This window comes from Marinomonas balearica (assembly GCF_004362145.1).
GTDB lineage: Bacteria > Pseudomonadota > Gammaproteobacteria > Pseudomonadales > Marinomonadaceae > Marinomonas > Marinomonas balearica.
The window spans coordinates 306,517-325,158 of the sequence record NZ_SNXC01000010.1 but is presented as its reverse complement, the minus strand read 5'-3'; the positions used below and the strand labels follow the sequence as shown (position 1 = coordinate 325,158).

The window sequence follows — 18,642 nt, the reverse complement described above, 5'->3', positions numbered from 1 at the left end:
GACTCAGATGAAACAGTTTTATTTAGGTGTCGATGGTGGCGGAACATTTTGTCGTGCTCGCTTGGTCAATGAAACAGGTGAAGTCTTGGGCGAAGCCGTTGGAGGTTCAGGCAATCCAAGAACGGGGATTGAATCTGCATGGCAAAACATCCTTGGCGCATGCTTTGAAGCATGCAAACAAGGCCATATACCAATAGACGATTACACCAACATTTCAGTCGGCCTTGGACTGGCAGGCGTTAATCAGCCATTTGAACAAGAACTTATTTTATCTCAGCACTCTCCGTTTGGCCGACACTATCTTTTAACCGATGCTCATGCGGCTTGCCTAGGCGCGTTTGAAGGCAACAACGGCGGATTACTTATTTTGGGGACAGGCAGTTGTGGTGTCGTGTATATCGATGAGCAATTTGACGTTGTCGGAGGTTGGGGGTTTCCACTTTCAGATCAAGGCAGCGGCGCTCGAATTGGTTTAAGTGCTCTAGAATACTCTCTTGCTGCACTAAGCGGTGTTATTCCTCCGTCTGAATTAACTCACGCCATAAACAACGAATTTGGCCACACCCCAGAACACTATGTGCAATTTCAAAACCACTCTCCGCAACCAAAAGAGTTCGGTGTGTTCGCAATCAAAGTTTTTGAATTTGCCGAGTCGGGGGACCCCATCGCTTTAAAAATAATTTCAGAACAAGTCCAATGGGTGATCCAATATTTAAGGTGTTTAATTAACAAAGGTGCTCAGGACATCGTCTTAGCTGGCGGTGTATCCGCCGCTATTAGCCCGTATTTGCCACAGGAATTACAAGACTATTTACGACCCGCAATAGGAGATGCGATGGATGGCGCCATTAGGATGGCGAAGCAAAAAATAGGGAGAAGTTCATTATGACAGAGCTTAACGTAAAACGATTATTCGATGGCGAACAGTGGCTTACCAATCAAAAAGTAAGCATCCTAGAGGATAAAATCGATGATATTCGCCCTATCGAACAACCCATACCTGATTCCGATTACATCGACATACTGGCACCCGGTTTTATCGATGTACACGTTAATGGCGGCGGTGAAATTTTGTTTAACCATACGCCATCACTTGACGCTCTAAAAGCAATCATAAAGAGTCATGCTCAATTTGGCACGGTTGCTATGATGCCAACACTGATCTCTGACGACTACGACATTATGGTGCAAGCTCACGAAGCCGTTTGTACCGCGCTAAAACAGAACGTTGGCGGAATATTAGGGCTGCATTATGAAGGCCCTTACCTAAACCCAATTCGAAAAGGCGTTCACAACGAAGACAAGCTGCGTGCGCCCAATGAAGAAAGACTTTTCAAAATACTGGATGTTGTAAAACAGGGAAAGCTGATGGTGACATTAGCGCCCGAGAAAGTGCCTCAAGGCTTCATTGAAAAGCTTGTCAATGAAGCCGCGATTGTTTGCATAGGCCACTCCGCAGCGACCTACGATGAAGCAATGGCTGCAGTAGAAAGTGGCGCACGAGGCTTTACACACATCTTTAACGCCATGACCCCCCTTACGAGTCGAGAACCTGGCGTTGTCGGCGCGGCGCTGCAAAACCGCGCTAAGACTTGGTGTGGGCTCATCGCCGACGGACACCATGTTCACCCCGCTACCATGCGAATTGCCACAGCAGCGAAAGGCTGCGAGCACATCATGCTGGTCACGGACGCAATACAAAGTGTAGGCTCAGATAAATCAGAGTTGCCGTTTTTGGGTAAGAAAATTCACCGTAAGAATGGAAAAGTCACAACGGAAGACGGCACACTTGCCGGGTCAGACTTAGATATGGCAAGTGCCGTTCGAAATACAATCAACTTAATTCAACGAACACCCGCAGAAGCCTTACAAATGGCCTCATTAAGACCCGCTGAATTTTTGGGAATCGATGATCGATTTGGTCGAATCAAAACAGGCTATCAAGCGAGTATGGTAGCACTCAACCAAAATTATCACGTAGACCGCACTTGGATTGACGGAAAACAAGTTTATTAGTGTCTTCCTAGTACAAATAGTTGGCCGCGCTTAGCACTTTGGTTTAAAAAAGCACTGGATTAAAAAAGCACTGGATTAAAAAGGCTTGCTGGCAGCAAGCCTTTTTCTCATTTTTAGTAACCTAATGGTTCAATTGCCTAAAAATGGTCGATCAGTCTTTCCAAATGGCTTTGGTCAATCCAGAACGTCGCTGAACGCGTTTTTTTAATGCTCCTTGCAGGATAAGCTCGTTCGCCCAAAGCTCAAAATACTGCTTCGCCCTGGTGATGCCCGTATAAATGAGCTCTTTTCCTAATACGGGCGAGGCGTTATTAGGCAAAATCATTGTGACACGCTCAAACTCTGACCCTTGAGATTTGTGAACGGTCATGGCAAATACCGATTCGAAGCTACTTACTCGACTCGGTAATAGACCTTTTATTTCACCGTTAGCGAGAATAAACCACACTCTAAGAACATTTTGCTCATCCGGCATACACAAACCAACATCGCCATTAAACAAGCCTGTATTTGAATCATTACGGGTCATAATGACGGCTTTGCCCGGATACCAGATGGATTGCGATTCGATGTACCCTTGGCGGTAAAAATACTTCTCAAGTGAATCGTTCACAGACTCAACCCCAAATGTTCCCTGCCTTACGGCGGTCAGCACTTGATACTGGCTAAAGGTTGAATGAAGCTGAGCGGGAGAAGTTCGTTGCCTAACTTGCTTCCAATACTCTTTATAGCCTTGCGCAAGCGATGCTATGTCCAATTCTTCATTGACTAAATCCGTTGGTTTCCAAAGTACTTCATCGTAACCTGAACGCAGAACATTCAAAGTTCGATCGACCTGACATAGATTAACGGCAGAAGCCAATCGTCCGATTCCGCTTTGATCATTAAACCGATAACTTTTGCTTAGTAACGATAAATGTCGCTGAATAGCGGGCGCTTGTTCAATTACCTGCCTAGATAAAAGCGTCAATTCTTCCGCACCCAATGAGTCAGCAAGACCTGTAAACTGCGCACGAGTGACTTTTTCACGCTGAATACCGAAAGTTAAGTCGCCCAAAACATTGCCTGCCTCTACTGAAGATAACTGATCCTTGTCCCCCAATAAGACTAACCTCGCATGTGTAGGCAGTGCGTCGATTAACTTTGCCATCATTGGCATATCCACCATCGATACTTCATCCACTAATAAAATATCAATGTGTAATGGGTTGCCTTTATGATGCTTAAATCGAGATCGCCCAAAATCAGCCCCCAAAAGGCGATGTAATGTGGTTGCCGTTTCAGGTATCGCCTCGAAAATATGAGGCGCTATATCCAGCTTTTGTTTAGCGCCTGAAATAGATTCTGTCAGACGCGCGGCGGCTTTTCCTGTTGGAGCAGCTAAGGCTATTCTGGGGACCGTCTTGCCCACGCTGACATTTGCATCGTCTAGAGACTGCCAAACCAACAGCGCTAGCAGCTTGGTCACAGTAGTTGTTTTGCCGGTTCCTGGGCCGCCGCTGATAATGGAGAAATCCATACTGGCGGCGTTGGCCACCGCAATTTTTTGCCAATCAAGCTCTCTTGTCTCTGCATTAGGAAACAATGCAGCCAGCTTCTGAGCATCTACTTGCCTTCGCCCTTTTACTTCTTGTAATTGAATGAAAGACAACAGACTTTGTTCAAACGAAAAATAACGAGCGGCATACAGTAAACCAGACTCAGTCAGCATCAAAGGTGCGGAATCAGTGTTAGATTCAGTCACAGAGCCAGCATGAGCAAAAACCACCAACGGGCTGTTACTGAGACGATCATACCAATCACCTGCACTGGCAATGCCCCAAGATGAGAGCACAACATTCGGAGCTGGATCGAACTCTAACCCGGCTAAATCGCCGTTATAAATAGAATTCAGGTCGATACACGTATGACCCGCCCCAAGATAAGCGCTAACCAACACGCCCGCCATTAAAACCGCCTCGTCGGAGGTGTTGGTGTGATTTTGAAGGTATTGAACCCACTGTAAATCAATTGGTCGTATTACTTTGGCCGTCAACCATGCGTCAGTCCAATCGGTTTCAGTCTTTAGTAGTGAATTAGAGAAGTCCAAATTGCTTCTCCTCCTGCTGTTCGTTAGCAAACAAGGAATCAATGGCGTCGACATGAGCCCGACTCAACCGATTAGAAAACACGCCGGTCGTCTGACCTTGACGCAGTCCACGCAAAAATAAATAACATACGCCACCGATGTGCTTTTCATAATCATAATCGGGGATTCTTTGTTTTAAGAATCGATGCAATGCCAATGTATAGAGCTGATATTGCAGATCATATCTGTGTTCCGCTATGGCGTTTTGCATTGACTCATTGTTGTAGTCGTCGAAGGTGTAGCCGAGATGATTAGATTTATAATCCAGCACGTAATATCGCCCTTCCCATTCAAATAACAAATCGATAAAACCCGTTAACATCCCCTTTAAGGGACGATCCTGAATCGGTGGGGCACTTTGGGATACCGCATCGTGCAACCGAGCAATACGGTCTAATTGCAAGGCGTTCATTTTGCTTACCGGGAGGTAAAACTCCATTTCTTTTCGACATTGATCGGGGCGAAGGTCTGACAAGGTCACTTCTTGGCCGGCACAATCCACAATAGTACGATCCACAATGATCGGCGCACTCAACATATCTGGCAACCAGCCATTCAAAACGTCAATCCACTCTTCATACCCACGCGCAGAAAAATACGCGCTCAACGAAGCTTGATGACTGACTTTGAGGAGATCTGAAAAGCTCGCATCTTGGGTTTGTTTTCTAAATGAAACACCATTAAATGCTTTGCCTTCTAACACATCATGTAAGAAAGTCCCCGGATTTGCCCCTTTTGGAAAGGTAAAACGACTGTGCTCGTCAGGCACGCTAGGCTCTTCTTGCTGCTCAACGTCCAATGCAGGCGCATTCGACAGCGTTACATCTTCAAGGCCGACTTCATCAAACCCGGGCTGGAATGACACTTCGTGCGGTGCTTCTACCACCAAAGACGAGTAGCTTCCTACCCACCAATCACGCTCAATGTGCCCTGAAAATTGACGAACAGAAGCCTTTAAATCGCCCTTTGGTTTCATTTCATAGCGAGGTAAGGTTTCGTTATCGATACCAAGCGATTCCACTTTTACCAGTGCGTCGCCGTGTTGTTCGACAAACAGCAACAAACTCGGTAATAGATCGCCTGCGTCTAGCGGTTCACCTTGGCATACAAGCGCACCCACACCACTCAAGTGATTATGAGATTCTGCCGCTTTGGTCTTACTGGCAGACTTCCCGACTTCCATTGTGCCGATAAAGCACGCTTCTTTGGAGCGCGTCAATGCCACGTAAGCCAATCGAATTTCAGCTGCATAGGCTTCTTCCAAATGCTTCGCAGCCTCTTCATCAGTAGGATCAAATGAGACCATAAGCTGGCCATTTTTATTATGATATAACGCTTCTTTCGATGCGCTTCGAACCGGCGTGAAAGCAAAGGGTAAATAAACAATGGGATATTCCAAACCTTTACTTTTGTGGACGGTTACGATTCGAATCAACTCCGCGTCGGTCTCCAAACGTATTTTTTGTTCATCACTGTCGCCATTGGGGTTCTGAATAGACAATCTAAGAAAACGCAAAACGCCTTCTTTTGACTCCAGTTCGAGTGATTTTTCCTGTAGTTTTTCACACAAATGCAAAAGATCGGTTAAACGTCGTTCTCCATTTTTTCTCGATAAGAGACCCGCGGGGATGCCTAGATCTTCCAGCAAGGCTCGAAGCATAGGCAATAACCCTTTTTCGTCCCACATTATCCAGTATTGCTGGAATGCGCGCGCCCACCGCTCATAACTCAAGTCATCATGATTCAGTGCATCGATCTTATCGAGGCTCCAACCAACTAGACCGGTTGCTAACGCTGATCGCGTTGCGTTTTCTCTTCCTTGCTCGATAATGGCGTTAAGGATAATTAATAATTCGCTGGCTTCTTGGCTGTCGTAAACGGAACCTTTGTCACTTAAATAGACACTGGGAATGCCTCGTTCAGACAGAGCGCTTTTTAATAATTGAGCTTGTGTAAAGTTGCTCACCAACAAAGCAATGTCTTTAGGGCGAACAGGCGTTCCTTCGATCTTAGCCGCTCCTTCTAACCCTTCGTTCAATAGTCGATGAACGTGTTGGGCGCACCCTTCAGCCATGGCTTCGCGATAGCCTTTAACAGAAACGGGATGATCTTCATTCAAATACAAAAATTGCAATGCCGATTGAGGCTGCCCGTTGCGATAAAAAGCACAGGGAACTTCGCGATCGTTCACTCTAACAAATGGAATACCCTCAACACGAAATGGGTTCGCCTGCGTTGAGAATAACGCATTGACGGACCGAATCATCGCAGCAGAAGAGCGGTAATTTGTCGCCAATGAATAGATTTGATGAGCGTCCTTTTTAGCCGACAAGTAAGTAAAAATATCCGCCCCTCGAAACGCATAAATGGCCTGTTTAGGATCACCGATCATGATTTGACCGATCCTATTTTGGTTTTGATGTGCCTCTTTATAAATGCTTGAGAAGATACGATATTGTACTGGGTCTGTGTCCTGAAACTCATCAATTAGCGCAATGGGGTACGTTTCTCGAATACGTTCGGAAAGTGCATTTTGCCCCGCTCTTTCCGATTCCCCCGTCAACGCGGAATCCAGCGTGGTCAACAAATCGGTAAAGGTAAGAGACTGCGTAGAACGCTTCCAACGCATCATCCGCTCTTGTACTTGTTGCCAAAGCTCAGGAATCAAGACGGACTTTAATTGGCTTAACGCTTCAGACATTACCCGAAGCTCAGCAACGTCGCTAAAAACAGAATGGCTAGGAGCTTCTCCGCCTTTTGATAGACGCGTTTCATGCTCACGAGCATCGATGTATTTTAGACACTCAGGCACTGACAAAGCGCTTGAATGCGCCCAAGCGTCAATCGAACGAATGTCTTTCGAGGGGTCTTTCTTCCAAAAATTACGTTTAATGCCGCTGGTATTCAGCGCTTCTACAATGTCTGCGCCACTCTTGAGCCACGCTTGTTTTACCTTTTGAATCGTCGATTCCAATGTTTGAATATGAGACCGCCAATCAAATTGTAGTTGTTCGTATTGGGCATCAGGCTGGCTCTGTAACACTCGAAGCTCTTTAAGCAACGCCATTGGCTCTGACCAGAATCGCCTTATAAAACTCGCTTCTGTTTCACTCAATTCCGCAACAAAACGTCGCCACACATCCTTAACAGCAACCGTCATCGGTGCCATTTCATCTGTTTCTATTTCCTGACGAAACAGCATTCGGCTTTCAAACGCGTTTTGACTGAGCATACGCTGACAAAAACCATGAATGGTAAAAACAGCCGCTTCATCCATTTGTTTTTCGGCATACAGTAGCTTTTCAATGCCGTCCGCGATCTGCTCGTCATTTAGCTTTTGTCGCCAAGTGGTTAAAAACTCATCCTCGCTGTAACCGCTCATCAAGGTTTTACGCGCAGCGCGAATTCGAGCTCTAATCCGCGCTTTCAGTTCGGCGGTCGCCGCTTCCGTGAACGTCACAACAAGTATTTGATCGACCGTTAAAGGTCGATCCAAATCACATTCATTACCCGCTGGAACAAGCAAACGTAAATAGAGGTTGGCTATTGTATAGGTCTTCCCTGTTCCCGCGCTCGCTTCTATTAAGCGCTTACCAAATAGAGGGAAAGTGTGCGCATCCAATGCCACTGTTTCATTCGTGATAGACACGTCATCATGACTCATGCGCTCTCCTCCATTGGATTTAATTGGCGATGCAATGGCAACCAGATGGATCGAACATTCTGCTCAAACACGGCGCGTTCCTTGTTCAAATCGGGGTAAAAGCGTTGCCAATACGGATCAGAGACTTCAACGGAATGAAACTCGTCGTCCAAGTTTTGGTAACTTGCTAACGCTTTTTCAAAGGCCGTATCCTCACACTCCAACGCTTTTTTATTTAAAAACGACGTACACCAAGCATCGCTCGATTTGGCAGGAACCAGTTGGGGAGCTCGTAACCCTTCATGCAGAAGGTTCAACATGGTTTGTAGAGGCTGAAGAGCTTCCTCAACCGACAATACCGTAAACTCCAGCGTTTTCAGCTTTCCTTTTACATCGTTCACAAAAATATGGCGCTTGGGCGAGCCTTGAGCACATAATAAGAGATGCTCCAGCCAATGAATCATTTTTTGATTGGCCGTGATATCACCCAATCGATAGGAGACTCTCATCGTCGTATTGGTCATCGGCAACCAACCTGTTATCCGGCAGCGCTTTGAACCTGTATTTATGAGCAGATCCACCTCTTGATCGGGCACCTCTTCTACACCATAGGACTTCACCGCGTCGGATAGGCCTCGACATTGCTGAACCACTTCGTCAAATGCGACTTTCCCCATAGAGCCCGAAGGTAAGCTTCCCGTAAGCGGCAGACGTGCAATCAAATCCGCTTCTTCGCCTTTTAGCATCGCTTCTAACAATTCGGTTTTAATTTGATAGCCTGAAAGCCCTGTTAACGAAAAAGGTTCGTCTTCCAGTTCATCTTCTTCATTAAACGTCAGATAGGCTCGCAATCGTTTTTGTGTAAAGTAACGCGCAGGATGGCGCAAAAAACGCCGCAATTCGTCCAAATCCAATTCAGTCAAATCGCCATCGTATTCATCAAGCTGCGCTTTTTCCGCTGCTAATGAATGATCAGAGTCTTTCTGAAACAAAGGCAACCATTGGTCGTTATAGCTAAACAGCCCTGATTGAGAGGCGTCTAAATGCTCTTCTAAGTGCTCTTCTAAATAGTAGCGTGGATTAAAAGGCTGCAACGGATGCTCTGTGACTAAATGTGCCACCATTTTCTTAGCAGAAACATCAGGCGCCTCCATACGTTGCGCTTCAAGGGCGCAGCTTTGCGCAACGTACTCTACCAATTCACTTAAAATGATCGACGGATTTTTTTCACTGTTATCCTGTACGCTACGTCCAATATAACTCAAATAGAAAGTATCGCGAGCGGACATGAGCGCCTCTAAAAAAAGATATTTGTCGTCGTCCCTCGGGCTTCGATCACCGCTCCTATAATCACCGACCATCAAATCAAACCCCATTGGCACAGCATTACGCGGATAATCGCCTTCATTCATACCCAACACGCAAATTACTTTAAACGGAACAGATCGCATCGGCATGAGCGTACAGAAGTTCACTCGACCGGCTAAAAAGCGATGCGATCCAGAACTCTCTTGAAGCCTCGGCGCTAGCACCTCTCGTATTACCGGAAACTCAATGTCTGCATGAAAGTTTGCGCCCTGCCACTCTTCTTGTAGCGTCTCTAAATGACGACTAAAAAGCGATTGGAATGGATCATCTTCAGCCAGTTCAAAGTAATCGGTTAGCAAGGTATTAAGGGTTGTAATCCAACACTCTGGCGATTGAGATTGAGAAAAATGCATTGCTGAGGTTTGCAGTTTATCGAGAAAACCGGCTAGTTTTCCGGCGATGCTTGCTTCTAAGCCTTCAATATCCCCGTAACTCAGTATTCCCTGCCAAATGTGATCATGTCCGATACTGTAACCAAGGAGCATTCGTTTAAGGCCGTGGTGCCACGTATGAATGGTTTGTTTGGGCAGATCATGTTGAGCCGCCGTTTCGTCATTTAGCCCCCAGCGAACACCCACTTCTGTTGCCCATTGACGCACTCTTTCCAACTCTTCGACAGTCAATTCAAATTTCGTCATGACCGCTGGAACTTCAAGAATACTAATCAGCTCTGACAGTGTAAATCGGCTGTCACCAAGACCAAGAAGGTATAAAAATGCATCAACAACGGGGTTTTCCATCCCTCCTGCCTGATCAATCAATGCAAACGGAATACTTTGATTTTCAGCACCGCAAGCATGACCTGACGCATTAGTCGATTCGCGCTTTGATGCCACTTTTTGAGAAAAAACCGCCTTCACATAAGGGCTGTACCGATTCACGTCAGGCAGCATGACAATAACGTCTTTTGGTGTTAAATCTGCGTTCGATTCAAACAATGCAAACAACTGATCGTGTAACACTTCCACTTCGCGCAGTGGGCTGTGGCAAACATGAACCTGAATACTTCTGTCAGACTCATTCACAGCATGACGAAACTCTGCTGTAGCAACAAGCGCGCGTTCTTCCTCCGCACCGTGGTTTTCCATCGTAAAGACATCTTGCTGAACCCTTTGCAAGAGGCTCGATGTCACACCTTCTTCGACATAATCTTCAAAGACCTCAAGCTCGCCATCGGCAACATCCTGAAGCTGAGCAATATAATCTCGCCCTAATCGTCCCCAACTTGCGAGTAACGGATTCGCATCAAGATGCAAGGTATCTGTTCGCATGCCCGGCTTTAATGTTTGGCGCTTAATCGCCCGTCCGACAAAGTGTTTATCGACCACATCTCCCCAATAAAACCGACATGGATTCTGAAGGAATAGATGAATTTCGATCCATCCACTCTTAGCAAGCACTTGCAGCGCATTCAACGTATTGGGTGGTAATGAGGACACACCGAAAATAAATATTCGTTCAGGGACAGACGCTGGCCGAGATTGGCTTTTCGTCATTTCTGCTAGAGCTTCTAATAAGTTGCCACGATGATATAAAGACATATCATCCTGAGCGACATCCGCCATTAATTCACGCCAAAGAGTTCCCTGCCATGGTTGAGCATCAAACTTGTCACGCACCTTTTTTGGTAACGAATCCTCCTGATCCGATTCCCATGCACTGATCCAATCCGGTCGATACACCAAATATTGGTCATAGATATCGGCGATCGTCGCACACAGCTGATAGCGCCGAACCTGACTCCCATCTTCCGCTAAATAATTAGACAGATCGGAAAAGGTCTCATCGTGTTCAAAACGCTCCAGTATCCGCATTAATCGCCATGTTAAATACGGCTTATTAAACGCACTTTGGGCTGGGATATCATCCAAAGCGGACTGAAAAACACGCCAAACAAAGCTCGACGGCAAAGGAAAATCAACGCCTGCAGAAACACTCATCAACTGAGCTAATCGAATGTTTAACCACTGTGCCATACCCGGTGTTTGCACCAAAATGCATTCGCTTTGAAATACATTTTTAGGGGGGCTCACACTCAAAATTTTAGCGAGTAAAACAGACAAATCTTCGAGTTTATTGCCTGTATAGAGTTGAAACATACGATGCCCTTCATTGAAAATACAGTAACTCAATGAATTCTAAACAGAATGAGGGTTTTATTCGATAAAAGACGTAAAAAGATAGGAACTTTTTGGTGGAGCTAAGCGGGATCGAACCGCTGACCTCCTCGCTGCCAGCGAGGCGCTCTCCCAGCTGAGCTATAGCCCCTCAAAAAGTAAGCGGAATTTTATTGAGAGTGCTCTTACCTGTCAAGACTACACATAAAAAAATCCTTTACTTACATTGCCAAAAATACTTATGGAACAACATTAAATTACATGTCGCGATGGCGAATTTGCATTTCACGGATATAGTTAATGGAGATAGGGAATTGTTCAAATTGCAATCAAAGATAATTTTTGATTATATAGTCAGATCCTAATTTCATATGCAGTAGGAAGGAAGCTCGATGAACTCAGAAGAATTAAAACAAACTCTGGGCGACCTATTAATGGCTCAGCAGCCGATTTTCTATGAAGACCAATCCATTTTTGCGTACGAATTATTGTTTCGTGATCGCCCCCAAAACGAAGCCATTTTTAATAGCAATGAAGTCGCTACTAGCCAAGTGTTAGTGAACCTATGCATGGGAATCAGCCAACACGACGATGAGCTGTCTGATCCATTCTTCATTAATATGTCTCGTGATTTGATTCTCTCAGATGCCTTTTTACCGATGCCAAGTGAAACGGTATTTATCGAAATTTTAGAGAATCAAATCATCACAGATGACTTTATTGCGGCGGTACAACGATGGCGAAATGCAGGATACCGTTTTGTTCTTGATGATTATTTCTTTAACGAAGAGTACGACCCATTACTGCCACACATTACGATCATAAAAGTAGATGTCATTGCCACGCCTCCAGATCAACACAAAGACCAAATTTCGAAGTTAAAGGCCATGGGCATTTCTTTAATTGCAGAAAAAGTCGAAGACCAAACGATGTTTGAGCAATGTAAGGCAATCGGTTTTGATCTCTATCAAGGCTATTATTTCCAAAAACCCGAAATCATTAAGGGGAAAAAAATTGAATCCCATGTAAAAGACTCATTAAATTTGGTGAGTATTTTACAAAATGATGATGTTTCGATCGATGAAGTCGTGAGCATTGTAGAACGCAGCCCCCAACTCTCATTTCAATTTCTTAGAATTCTCAAAAGCCCATTGTGTGGCGTTCCTAAACAGGTCGAAACAATAAAAGAAGTCGTGGTATTTATTGGGTTGGCGCAGTTAAAGTGCTGGGCGACTATCCTAACACTTACCGCCAATGACGATATCAAGAATGGGTCTCTCAAAACATCGCTTGTAAGAGCGAGATGCAATCAATTGCTTGCGGAAGACTTACAGCATGTTGATGCAGATAAGGCTTTTATTGTTGGCCTGCTCTCTTCAATCGACCTTCTCTTTGGCATAGAAACACTCGAAGGTCTCAAAAACATCGCATTGAGCGATGAGCTTTGCCATGCCATCAGCCACTATAATGGCAACTTAGGCAAAGTCTTGTATTTTACCTTGGCTCAAGAACAGCAAGATTGGGAAGTGCTAAGTCAACTCCCAAAAGAATCACTGAGCAAACTAAATACGGCTTTTCTGGAAGCTACGCGCTGGTCAAATGAAATCATATCGCTCGCAAAGTAGACAATTATCGTAATTTTTTGAATTGTTTGATTTTTTTAGGTTTTTTTTAACATTGGTGATTGACACTTTGTCAAAAAACCATAGAATACGCACCACGTTTTCGCGCCAGTGTGATGGAATTGGTAGACATGACGGATTCAAAATCCGTTGCCTCACGGCGTGGCGGTTCGAGTCCGCCCACTGGTACCAACGAAGACCTCAAATTTTAAAAGCCACTTAATCTATGATTAAGTGGCTTTTTTCATGCCTTTTAGAAATCCGAATTCAAATCAACGTAATCAGGCAGATCTTCTTCAGCCGGTATCGGCATAGACTTACCATCATCATCAATTGCCACAAACTTGAACGATGCCTCTGTAACCTTCTCCCGATGACCGATTCGACCACGGCGAACCCAAGCCTCTACGTGGATATTCATTGACGTTCGACCAATAGATTCAACGTAGGTGTATACCCCCAAGATATCTCCAACCTTAACGGGACGAATAAAACTCATGCCGTCGATCGATACAGTTACAACTCGCGTCTGAGCGCGTTGCCCTGCACATATTCCTGCTGCCAAGTCCATTTGGGAAACAACCCATCCACCAAAAATATCACCTGCTGGATTCGTATCTGCTGGCATTGCCACTGTACGTGTTGTTAAACGCCCTTTTGACTCTGGTTCACTCGACATAACTTGCCTCTACTTTTTTATACATAAGTTCATTATGACATAAGCACCAATCCCTAGCACTTTGAAGAGCAATGTTTTTTAAGGCAATTTTTAGAAGCCTGATTCACAACTAATGGAGATACCTCCAATAACCTCTAAGCTTCAATTTCCAGATTGAATGATTGAATGAGAAACCACAACAACCTAAAACCCGTGAATTAGCAACTATAGATTTAAGACATAATAGATATATCCTATGGAAATTATAAAAATAACTAATGGCACTTTATAGTCAACGCCGATTTTTTTACATCCAAAGGACGAGACAGCATGCTTAAAAATCTAAAGATTCAAACAAGGTTAAACCTCAATTCCTTACTACCACTTATTGGCATAATTGCAGTCGTCTTGATTTCTTTATCTGACCTAAAGCAAGCTAACGAAGGCGTCGGGCGAATTTATGAAGACAGGGTCATTCCTTTAGAAGACCTAAAAACCATTGCAGATAACTACGCAGTCTTTGTGATCGATGCTGTTAACAAAGCCGACGCTGGACTTATGACGGGCCCAGAAGCACTTAGAGGAATACAGCAAGCAAGAAGCGAGATTAAGCAAAAGTGGCAAAAATACATGGCGACCGCTCTCAAACCCGAAGAAGCAAAGTTAGCCCATGAAGCCGAAGCATTATTTATAGATGCAAACAATTCGTTAGACCAACTAGAAAACGCATTAAAAAATACCACTGAAGCAGATCTAAAGAACACAGTCAGCGCATTTAATGGCCCACTGTATAAAACCATTGATCCAATCAGCGAAAAAATCACCGAACTCGTGGCTTTACAGCTAACCGAAGCTAAGCAAGAACGTGAAGACATCCAATCCGACTACAAAGAGCAGACAATACTGCTTTGGGTGCTGACCGCACTTATTATCGTACTCCTTATTATTTCGGGCTATGTCATAAACAAATCGATCATCACACCACTCGACATACTCAATAATGCCATGCGAAAGGTATCAACGGAATCAGACCTAACAGTACACATTGAAAGCAAAGGAAAGAATGAACTCGCGAGAATTGCAGCAAATTTTAATCACATGCAAGAGCAGCAACGCATTCTAATTTCAGGAATCAGTAATGCCACTCAACAACTGACTAGCGCTGCTTCTCAAATGACCTCGATCAGCTCAATGGCAGGCAAAAACATAAACAGCCAAAGAGAAGAGATTGAACATGTTTCGAGTGCAATGAATGAAATGGTTTCGACTTCATTAGAGGTTGCAGACCAGGCCAAACAAGCCAATCAAAATACAAAAATCATGCAAGATAAAGCAGATAGTGGTAACGCCGTAATGGAAAGCACCGTCCATGCTGCAAGCTCCCTAAAGAACAATATGGAAAACGTTGTTAGCCAAATAAAATCTGTGGATAACGACACTCTTAACATCAACTCAGTGGTTAATGTCATCAACGACATTGCAGAGCAAACTAATTTACTTGCACTCAATGCGGCTATAGAAGCGGCACGCGCTGGGGAACAGGGGCGTGGGTTTGCAGTCGTAGCGGATGAAGTAAGAACTCTGGCACAGCGAACACAGACGTCAACCACTGAAATACAAAGCACAATCGAAAAGCTTCAACAAGGTACACGTATCGCAGTACAATCAGTAGAAACGAGCAGAGAAGAAACTGACCAAGTTGGCATCAAAGCAACTGAAGCCAGCCAAAGCTTTGTTGATATTACGCAATCAATCAGCAATAACACGGAAATGAACACACACATTGCTTCAGCCAGCGAGCAACAACATTTAGTATCAGAGGAGATCAACTCCTCCCTAACAAGAATCAGCAACTCTGCACAAGATACAGCCAAAGGAGCCGAGCAACTTTCAGACGCCAGCGACCAACTCATGGTATTAGCGTCGGACTTAAATGGACAAGTAAGCAAATTCAAAATTTAAACTTGAAAGCAACTTGAGAACCTGAACACAGCAGGAGCCACATTCGTTGAATGGTTAGGCTCCTCATTTCTCCAAACACCTGATATTTATGGTTTTACAAGCATTCGTATCGTGATCTACTGCAAGACTTAACTCACCCCCACAAAACCCAATCACACCAGCGATAAAACTCCTTCCGACCTAAAGATGACTTTGTGCTTTCTACCTCAACGACACCGAAATCCTATTGATTCAATAACGTAATACATCACATTTTATTTCTCTAGAAGTTACGTTATATTGGAACTCCATCGTACAGGGAGCACATTCATGGAACAGAACACATCGACTGCTGGAGCAATTATTGGATCCCTCATCCTCCTCTCTCCTGTCTGCCTAGCAATCTTTTTTTGGATTCGAGCACGTACCTTCAAAAAACGATTTAATAACCTAAGTGACAGGAACTCGAAATGCCAAAGTGAAGTTGAATCATTAAGACAAAAGCTTTCTCCAATTTTTGACGCGGAAGTCGAGGCAGAACAACTCAGGAACGAGGCAACTGAACTTACGGAAACAGCACGCGTTGCTTTAGCTGAAGCAGATGAAAAAGCACGTAAGGCAATTCAAAAGAGCAAAGATGACGCTTATACAATCGTTAATAGCGCCCAAGAAGAGGCCGCATCACTCATACTAGATGCTAAAGAAGAAGCTCAACTTCTGCGACGAAATGGAAAAGAGACCCAAGAAAAAGCACTAGAAAAATCAGAACAACTAAAAAGCGAAGCATTAGCCGAATCAGATAGAATAATCGAATACGCCAACAAACGCGCTCAAGATATAGCTGGCGAAGCACTCGAAGCGAAAAGTAAAGCCGATCACTATCAAGACGCAATCATAGCGATGCAGAATGCTATTGATGGCTACAAAGACGATTACATAATCCCAAACCACACCGTACTAGATGAACTGGCAGAAGAATTCAGCCACAAAGAAGCCGGTGAACAACTAAAAACCCAACGCAAGCGCATTAAAGAGTTAATTAGTATCGGCAGAGCAGCCGACTGCGATTACGCCGAACCAAACCGACGCAAATATGCTATTCATTTTGTAATTGATGCATTTAATGGCAAGGTCGATTCTGCGCTATCAAAGGTGAAGCATGATAACTTAGGAAAGATTAAACAAGAGATTATCGACGCCTTCTCCCTTGTAAATCATAACGGAAAACCCTTTAGAAACGCCCGCATATCACGAGAGTTTTTAGATGCTCGTCTAGATGAACTAAAGTGGGCAGTCGCCACTCATGAACTCAAACAGCAAGCGCTCGCGGAACAAAGAGCTATTAGAGAACAAATCCGCGAAGAAGACAAAGCACGCCGCGAGATGGAGAAAGCTATAAAAGAAGCTGAAAAGGAAGAACGATTACTTCAAAAAGCATTAGAAAAGGCACGAAAAGAGCTATCCGACGCATCGGATGACCAAAAGAAACAATATGAAGCACAACTTGCAGAGCTTGAATTAAAGCTATCTGAAGCGGAGCTGAAAGGACAACGAGCGATCTCTATGGCCCAACAAACCAAGCAAGGACACGTCTATATTATTAGTAATATTGGCAGCTTTGGGGAACATATCTATAAAGTAGGGATGACAAGGAGACTTGAACCACTTGATCGAGTAAAAGAACTGGGCGATGCTTCTGTACCGTTTGGCTTTGACGTACATGCAATGATATTTTCTAAAGATGCGCCATCACTTGAGAAGGCACTACACAAAGCCTTCTACACTCAATCAGTGAATAAAGTTAACCCGAGAAAAGAGTTTTTCAAATTGCCACTTTCAGATATAAAAAGCGCTATTGAAGCAGAAGGCATCACAGATATTCATTGGACAATGAAAGCAGATGCCGAGGAGTATAGAGAGTCATTAGCTATCGAGAAAGAAATGGCGCTACTAAACAACGAAAAAGCCACAGCTTAAGAATAGGAGCCACATTCGTTGAATGGTTAGGCTCCTCATTTCTCCAAATGCCTGATATTTATGGTTTTATACAAAGCCTAGGTAACGCATTAGTGGCTGCGATAAAAGCCAAATAAAGCAACACAGGCACACACAATCGATTCTCAGCTTCACACACAACTCTGGCCAACTATTATTTTATGGCCGAAAGAGCCAAACCTCACCAAACATCTACACCATACTCAAACAGCTAAGCAGTATTTTTGCGAGATCTGCCGCATATCCCCGTATCAACAAAAAGCGCGCCACTAGAATTCTATGGAATAAATACTGCATTCCTTGAAGGGTTCGATAAATTGTTTATTTCGAGGTGCGAGCGATAATTTGCTACGAAGAAGCTTAGAGCGCGCTAGACCTGTTAGGCACCACTACGCAACAGAGCTACTGGAAAAGGAATAAAAGACAGGCATAAAAAAAGGCACCAAATGGTGCCCGGGACCGGAATCGAACCGGTACGATATTTCTATCGCAAGATTTTAAGTCTTGTGCGTCTACCAATTTCGCCACCCGGGCATTGCTTTCTGAATGGAGGCCGGAGTCGGAATCGAACCGGCGTACACGGAGTTGCAGTCCGCTGCATGACCACTCTGCCATCCGGCCTGATATTCAGAAATTTTTTGAGATAAAGATGGAGCGGGAAACGAGGCTCGAACTCGCGACCCCAACCTTGGCAAGGTTGTGCTCTACCACTGAGCTATTCCCGCACACTGCATTTATCTCGGATCGTACTTATTTGATACTTTATGGTAAAGATTAGCTTTAGAAGTGTAAAACTAAAAAAGGCACCAAATGGTGCCCGGGACCGGAATCGAACCGGTACGATATTTCTATCGCAAGATTTTAAGTCTTGTGCGTCTACCAATTTCGCCACCCGGGCAGTACTTTTCTGAATGGAGGCCGGAGTCGGAATCGAACCGGCGTAAACGGAGTTGCAGTCCGCTGCATGACCACTCTGCCATCCGGCCTAATATTCAGAAACTTTTTGAGATGGAGCGGGAAACGAGGCTCGAACTCGCGACCCCAACCTTGGCAAGGTTGTGCTCTACCACTGAGCTATTCCCGCGTCTCAAGAAGTGGTGCATATTTTATGGATTTTAGCCTTGAGGTCAAGGGAAAAATCTAAATAAATTGCC

Annotated in this window: 9 protein-coding genes and 8 tRNA genes; 6 read left to right on the top strand and 11 right to left on the bottom strand. The window is 44.5% G+C overall.

The genetic code is table 11. The features are described from left to right. The first annotated feature begins 7 nt into the window (after positions 1 to 7). The gene (locus DFP79_RS06635; RefSeq protein ID WP_133503146.1) at positions 8 to 889 is read left to right on the top strand and encodes a glucosamine kinase nucleotide-binding domain-containing protein; all 882 of its coding nucleotides are present in this window, start codon (positions 8 to 10) and stop codon (positions 887 to 889) included. Beyond that, positions 886 to 2,016 carry an N-acetylglucosamine-6-phosphate deacetylase gene (gene nagA / locus DFP79_RS06630; protein WP_133503145.1) on the top strand — a complete coding sequence of 377 codons (1,131 nt, stop codon included), beginning with the start codon at positions 886 to 888 and terminating at the stop codon, positions 2,014 to 2,016. The genes DFP79_RS06635 and nagA overlap by 4 nt, the downstream gene beginning before the upstream one ends. A 151-nt stretch (positions 2,017 to 2,167) precedes the next feature. Here nagA and recD read toward each other — a convergent pair whose 3' ends face one another. From recD to DFP79_RS06610, 4 genes are all read right to left on the bottom strand, one after another. Beyond that, entirely contained in the window at positions 2,168 to 4,105 is a 1,938-nt protein-coding gene (recD, locus tag DFP79_RS06625; protein ID WP_166637660.1) for an exodeoxyribonuclease V subunit alpha, read from the bottom strand. Next, positions 4,092 to 7,808, bottom strand: a complete 3,717-nt coding sequence (recB, locus tag DFP79_RS06620) for an exodeoxyribonuclease V subunit beta (protein ID WP_133503143.1) — start codon at positions 7,806 to 7,808, stop codon at positions 4,092 to 4,094. The genes recD and recB overlap by 14 nt, the downstream gene beginning before the upstream one ends. Continuing rightward, entirely contained in the window at positions 7,805 to 11,254 is a 3,450-nt protein-coding gene (gene recC / locus DFP79_RS06615; RefSeq protein ID WP_133503142.1) for an exodeoxyribonuclease V subunit gamma, read from the bottom strand. Before recC ends, recB begins: the two co-directional genes overlap by 4 nt. A 93-nt stretch (positions 11,255 to 11,347) precedes the next feature. After that, a tRNA-Ala gene (locus DFP79_RS06610) sits at positions 11,348 to 11,423 on the bottom strand. Positions 11,424 to 11,664: 241 nt separating this feature from the next. Between DFP79_RS06610 and DFP79_RS06605 the strand changes: the two genes are divergently transcribed. Next, positions 11,665 to 12,897, top strand: coding sequence for an EAL and HDOD domain-containing protein (locus tag DFP79_RS06605; RefSeq protein WP_133503141.1), 1,233 nt, complete (start codon positions 11,665 to 11,667; stop codon positions 12,895 to 12,897). 104 nt (positions 12,898 to 13,001) lie between these two features. After that, positions 13,002 to 13,086: transfer RNA gene (locus DFP79_RS06600), tRNA-Leu, on the top strand. Positions 13,087 to 13,147: 61 nt separating this feature from the next. Here DFP79_RS06600 and DFP79_RS06595 read toward each other — a convergent pair. After that, positions 13,148 to 13,573 (bottom strand): acyl-CoA thioesterase, encoded by a 426-nt coding sequence (locus tag DFP79_RS06595; protein ID WP_133503140.1) that lies wholly within the window; start codon positions 13,571 to 13,573, stop codon positions 13,148 to 13,150. A 309-nt stretch (positions 13,574 to 13,882) separates the two neighbouring features. Between DFP79_RS06595 and DFP79_RS06590 the strand changes: the two genes are divergently transcribed. Together DFP79_RS06590 and DFP79_RS06585 are read left to right on the top strand one after the other, a co-directional pair. Next, a complete protein-coding gene (locus DFP79_RS06590) occupies positions 13,883 to 15,514 on the top strand; it encodes a methyl-accepting chemotaxis protein (RefSeq protein WP_133503139.1) in 1,632 nt (543 codons plus the stop codon). A 309-nt stretch (positions 15,515 to 15,823) separates the two neighbouring features. Continuing rightward, positions 15,824 to 17,470 carry an SNIPE associated domain-containing protein gene (locus DFP79_RS06585; RefSeq protein ID WP_133503138.1) on the top strand — a complete coding sequence of 549 codons (1,647 nt, stop codon included), beginning with the start codon at positions 15,824 to 15,826 and terminating at the stop codon, positions 17,468 to 17,470. A gap of 465 nt (positions 17,471 to 17,935) precedes the next feature. Here the strand turns inward: DFP79_RS06585 and DFP79_RS06580 are convergent. From DFP79_RS06580 to DFP79_RS06555, 6 genes are all read right to left on the bottom strand, one after another. Next, positions 17,936 to 18,022, bottom strand: a tRNA-Leu gene (locus tag DFP79_RS06580). A 13-nt stretch (positions 18,023 to 18,035) separates the two neighbouring features. Next, a tRNA-Cys gene (locus tag DFP79_RS06575) sits at positions 18,036 to 18,109 on the bottom strand. 29 nt (positions 18,110 to 18,138) lie between these two features. Beyond that, positions 18,139 to 18,213: transfer RNA gene (locus DFP79_RS06570), tRNA-Gly, on the bottom strand. Between the two features lie 86 nt (positions 18,214 to 18,299). Then, positions 18,300 to 18,386: transfer RNA gene (locus tag DFP79_RS06565), tRNA-Leu, on the bottom strand. Positions 18,387 to 18,400: 14 nt separating this feature from the next. Continuing rightward, a tRNA-Cys gene (locus DFP79_RS06560) sits at positions 18,401 to 18,474 on the bottom strand. A gap of 23 nt (positions 18,475 to 18,497) precedes the next feature. Beyond that, a tRNA-Gly gene (locus tag DFP79_RS06555) sits at positions 18,498 to 18,572 on the bottom strand. Positions 18,573 to 18,642: the final 70 nt, after the last annotated feature.

Bases quoted from the DNA above. Each gene is read 5' to 3' on its own strand.
- DFP79_RS06635 (WP_133503146.1), top strand. From the start codon at position 8: ATGAAACAGTTTTATTTAGGTGTCGATGGTGGCGGAACATTTTGTCGT.
- nagA (WP_133503145.1), top strand. From the start codon at position 886: ATGACAGAGCTTAACGTAAAACGATTATTCGATGGCGAACAGTGGCTT.
- recB (WP_133503143.1), bottom strand. From the start codon at position 7,808: ATGAGTCATGATGACGTGTCTATCACGAATGAAACAGTGGCATTGGAT.
- recC (WP_133503142.1), bottom strand. From the start codon at position 11,254: ATGTTTCAACTCTATACAGGCAATAAACTCGAAGATTTGTCTGTTTTA.
- DFP79_RS06605 (WP_133503141.1), top strand. From the start codon at position 11,665: ATGAACTCAGAAGAATTAAAACAAACTCTGGGCGACCTATTAATGGCT.
- DFP79_RS06595 (WP_133503140.1), bottom strand. From the start codon at position 13,573: ATGTCGAGTGAACCAGAGTCAAAAGGGCGTTTAACAACACGTACAGTG.
- DFP79_RS06590 (WP_133503139.1), top strand. From the start codon at position 13,883: ATGCTTAAAAATCTAAAGATTCAAACAAGGTTAAACCTCAATTCCTTA.
- DFP79_RS06585 (WP_133503138.1), top strand. From the start codon at position 15,824: ATGGAACAGAACACATCGACTGCTGGAGCAATTATTGGATCCCTCATC.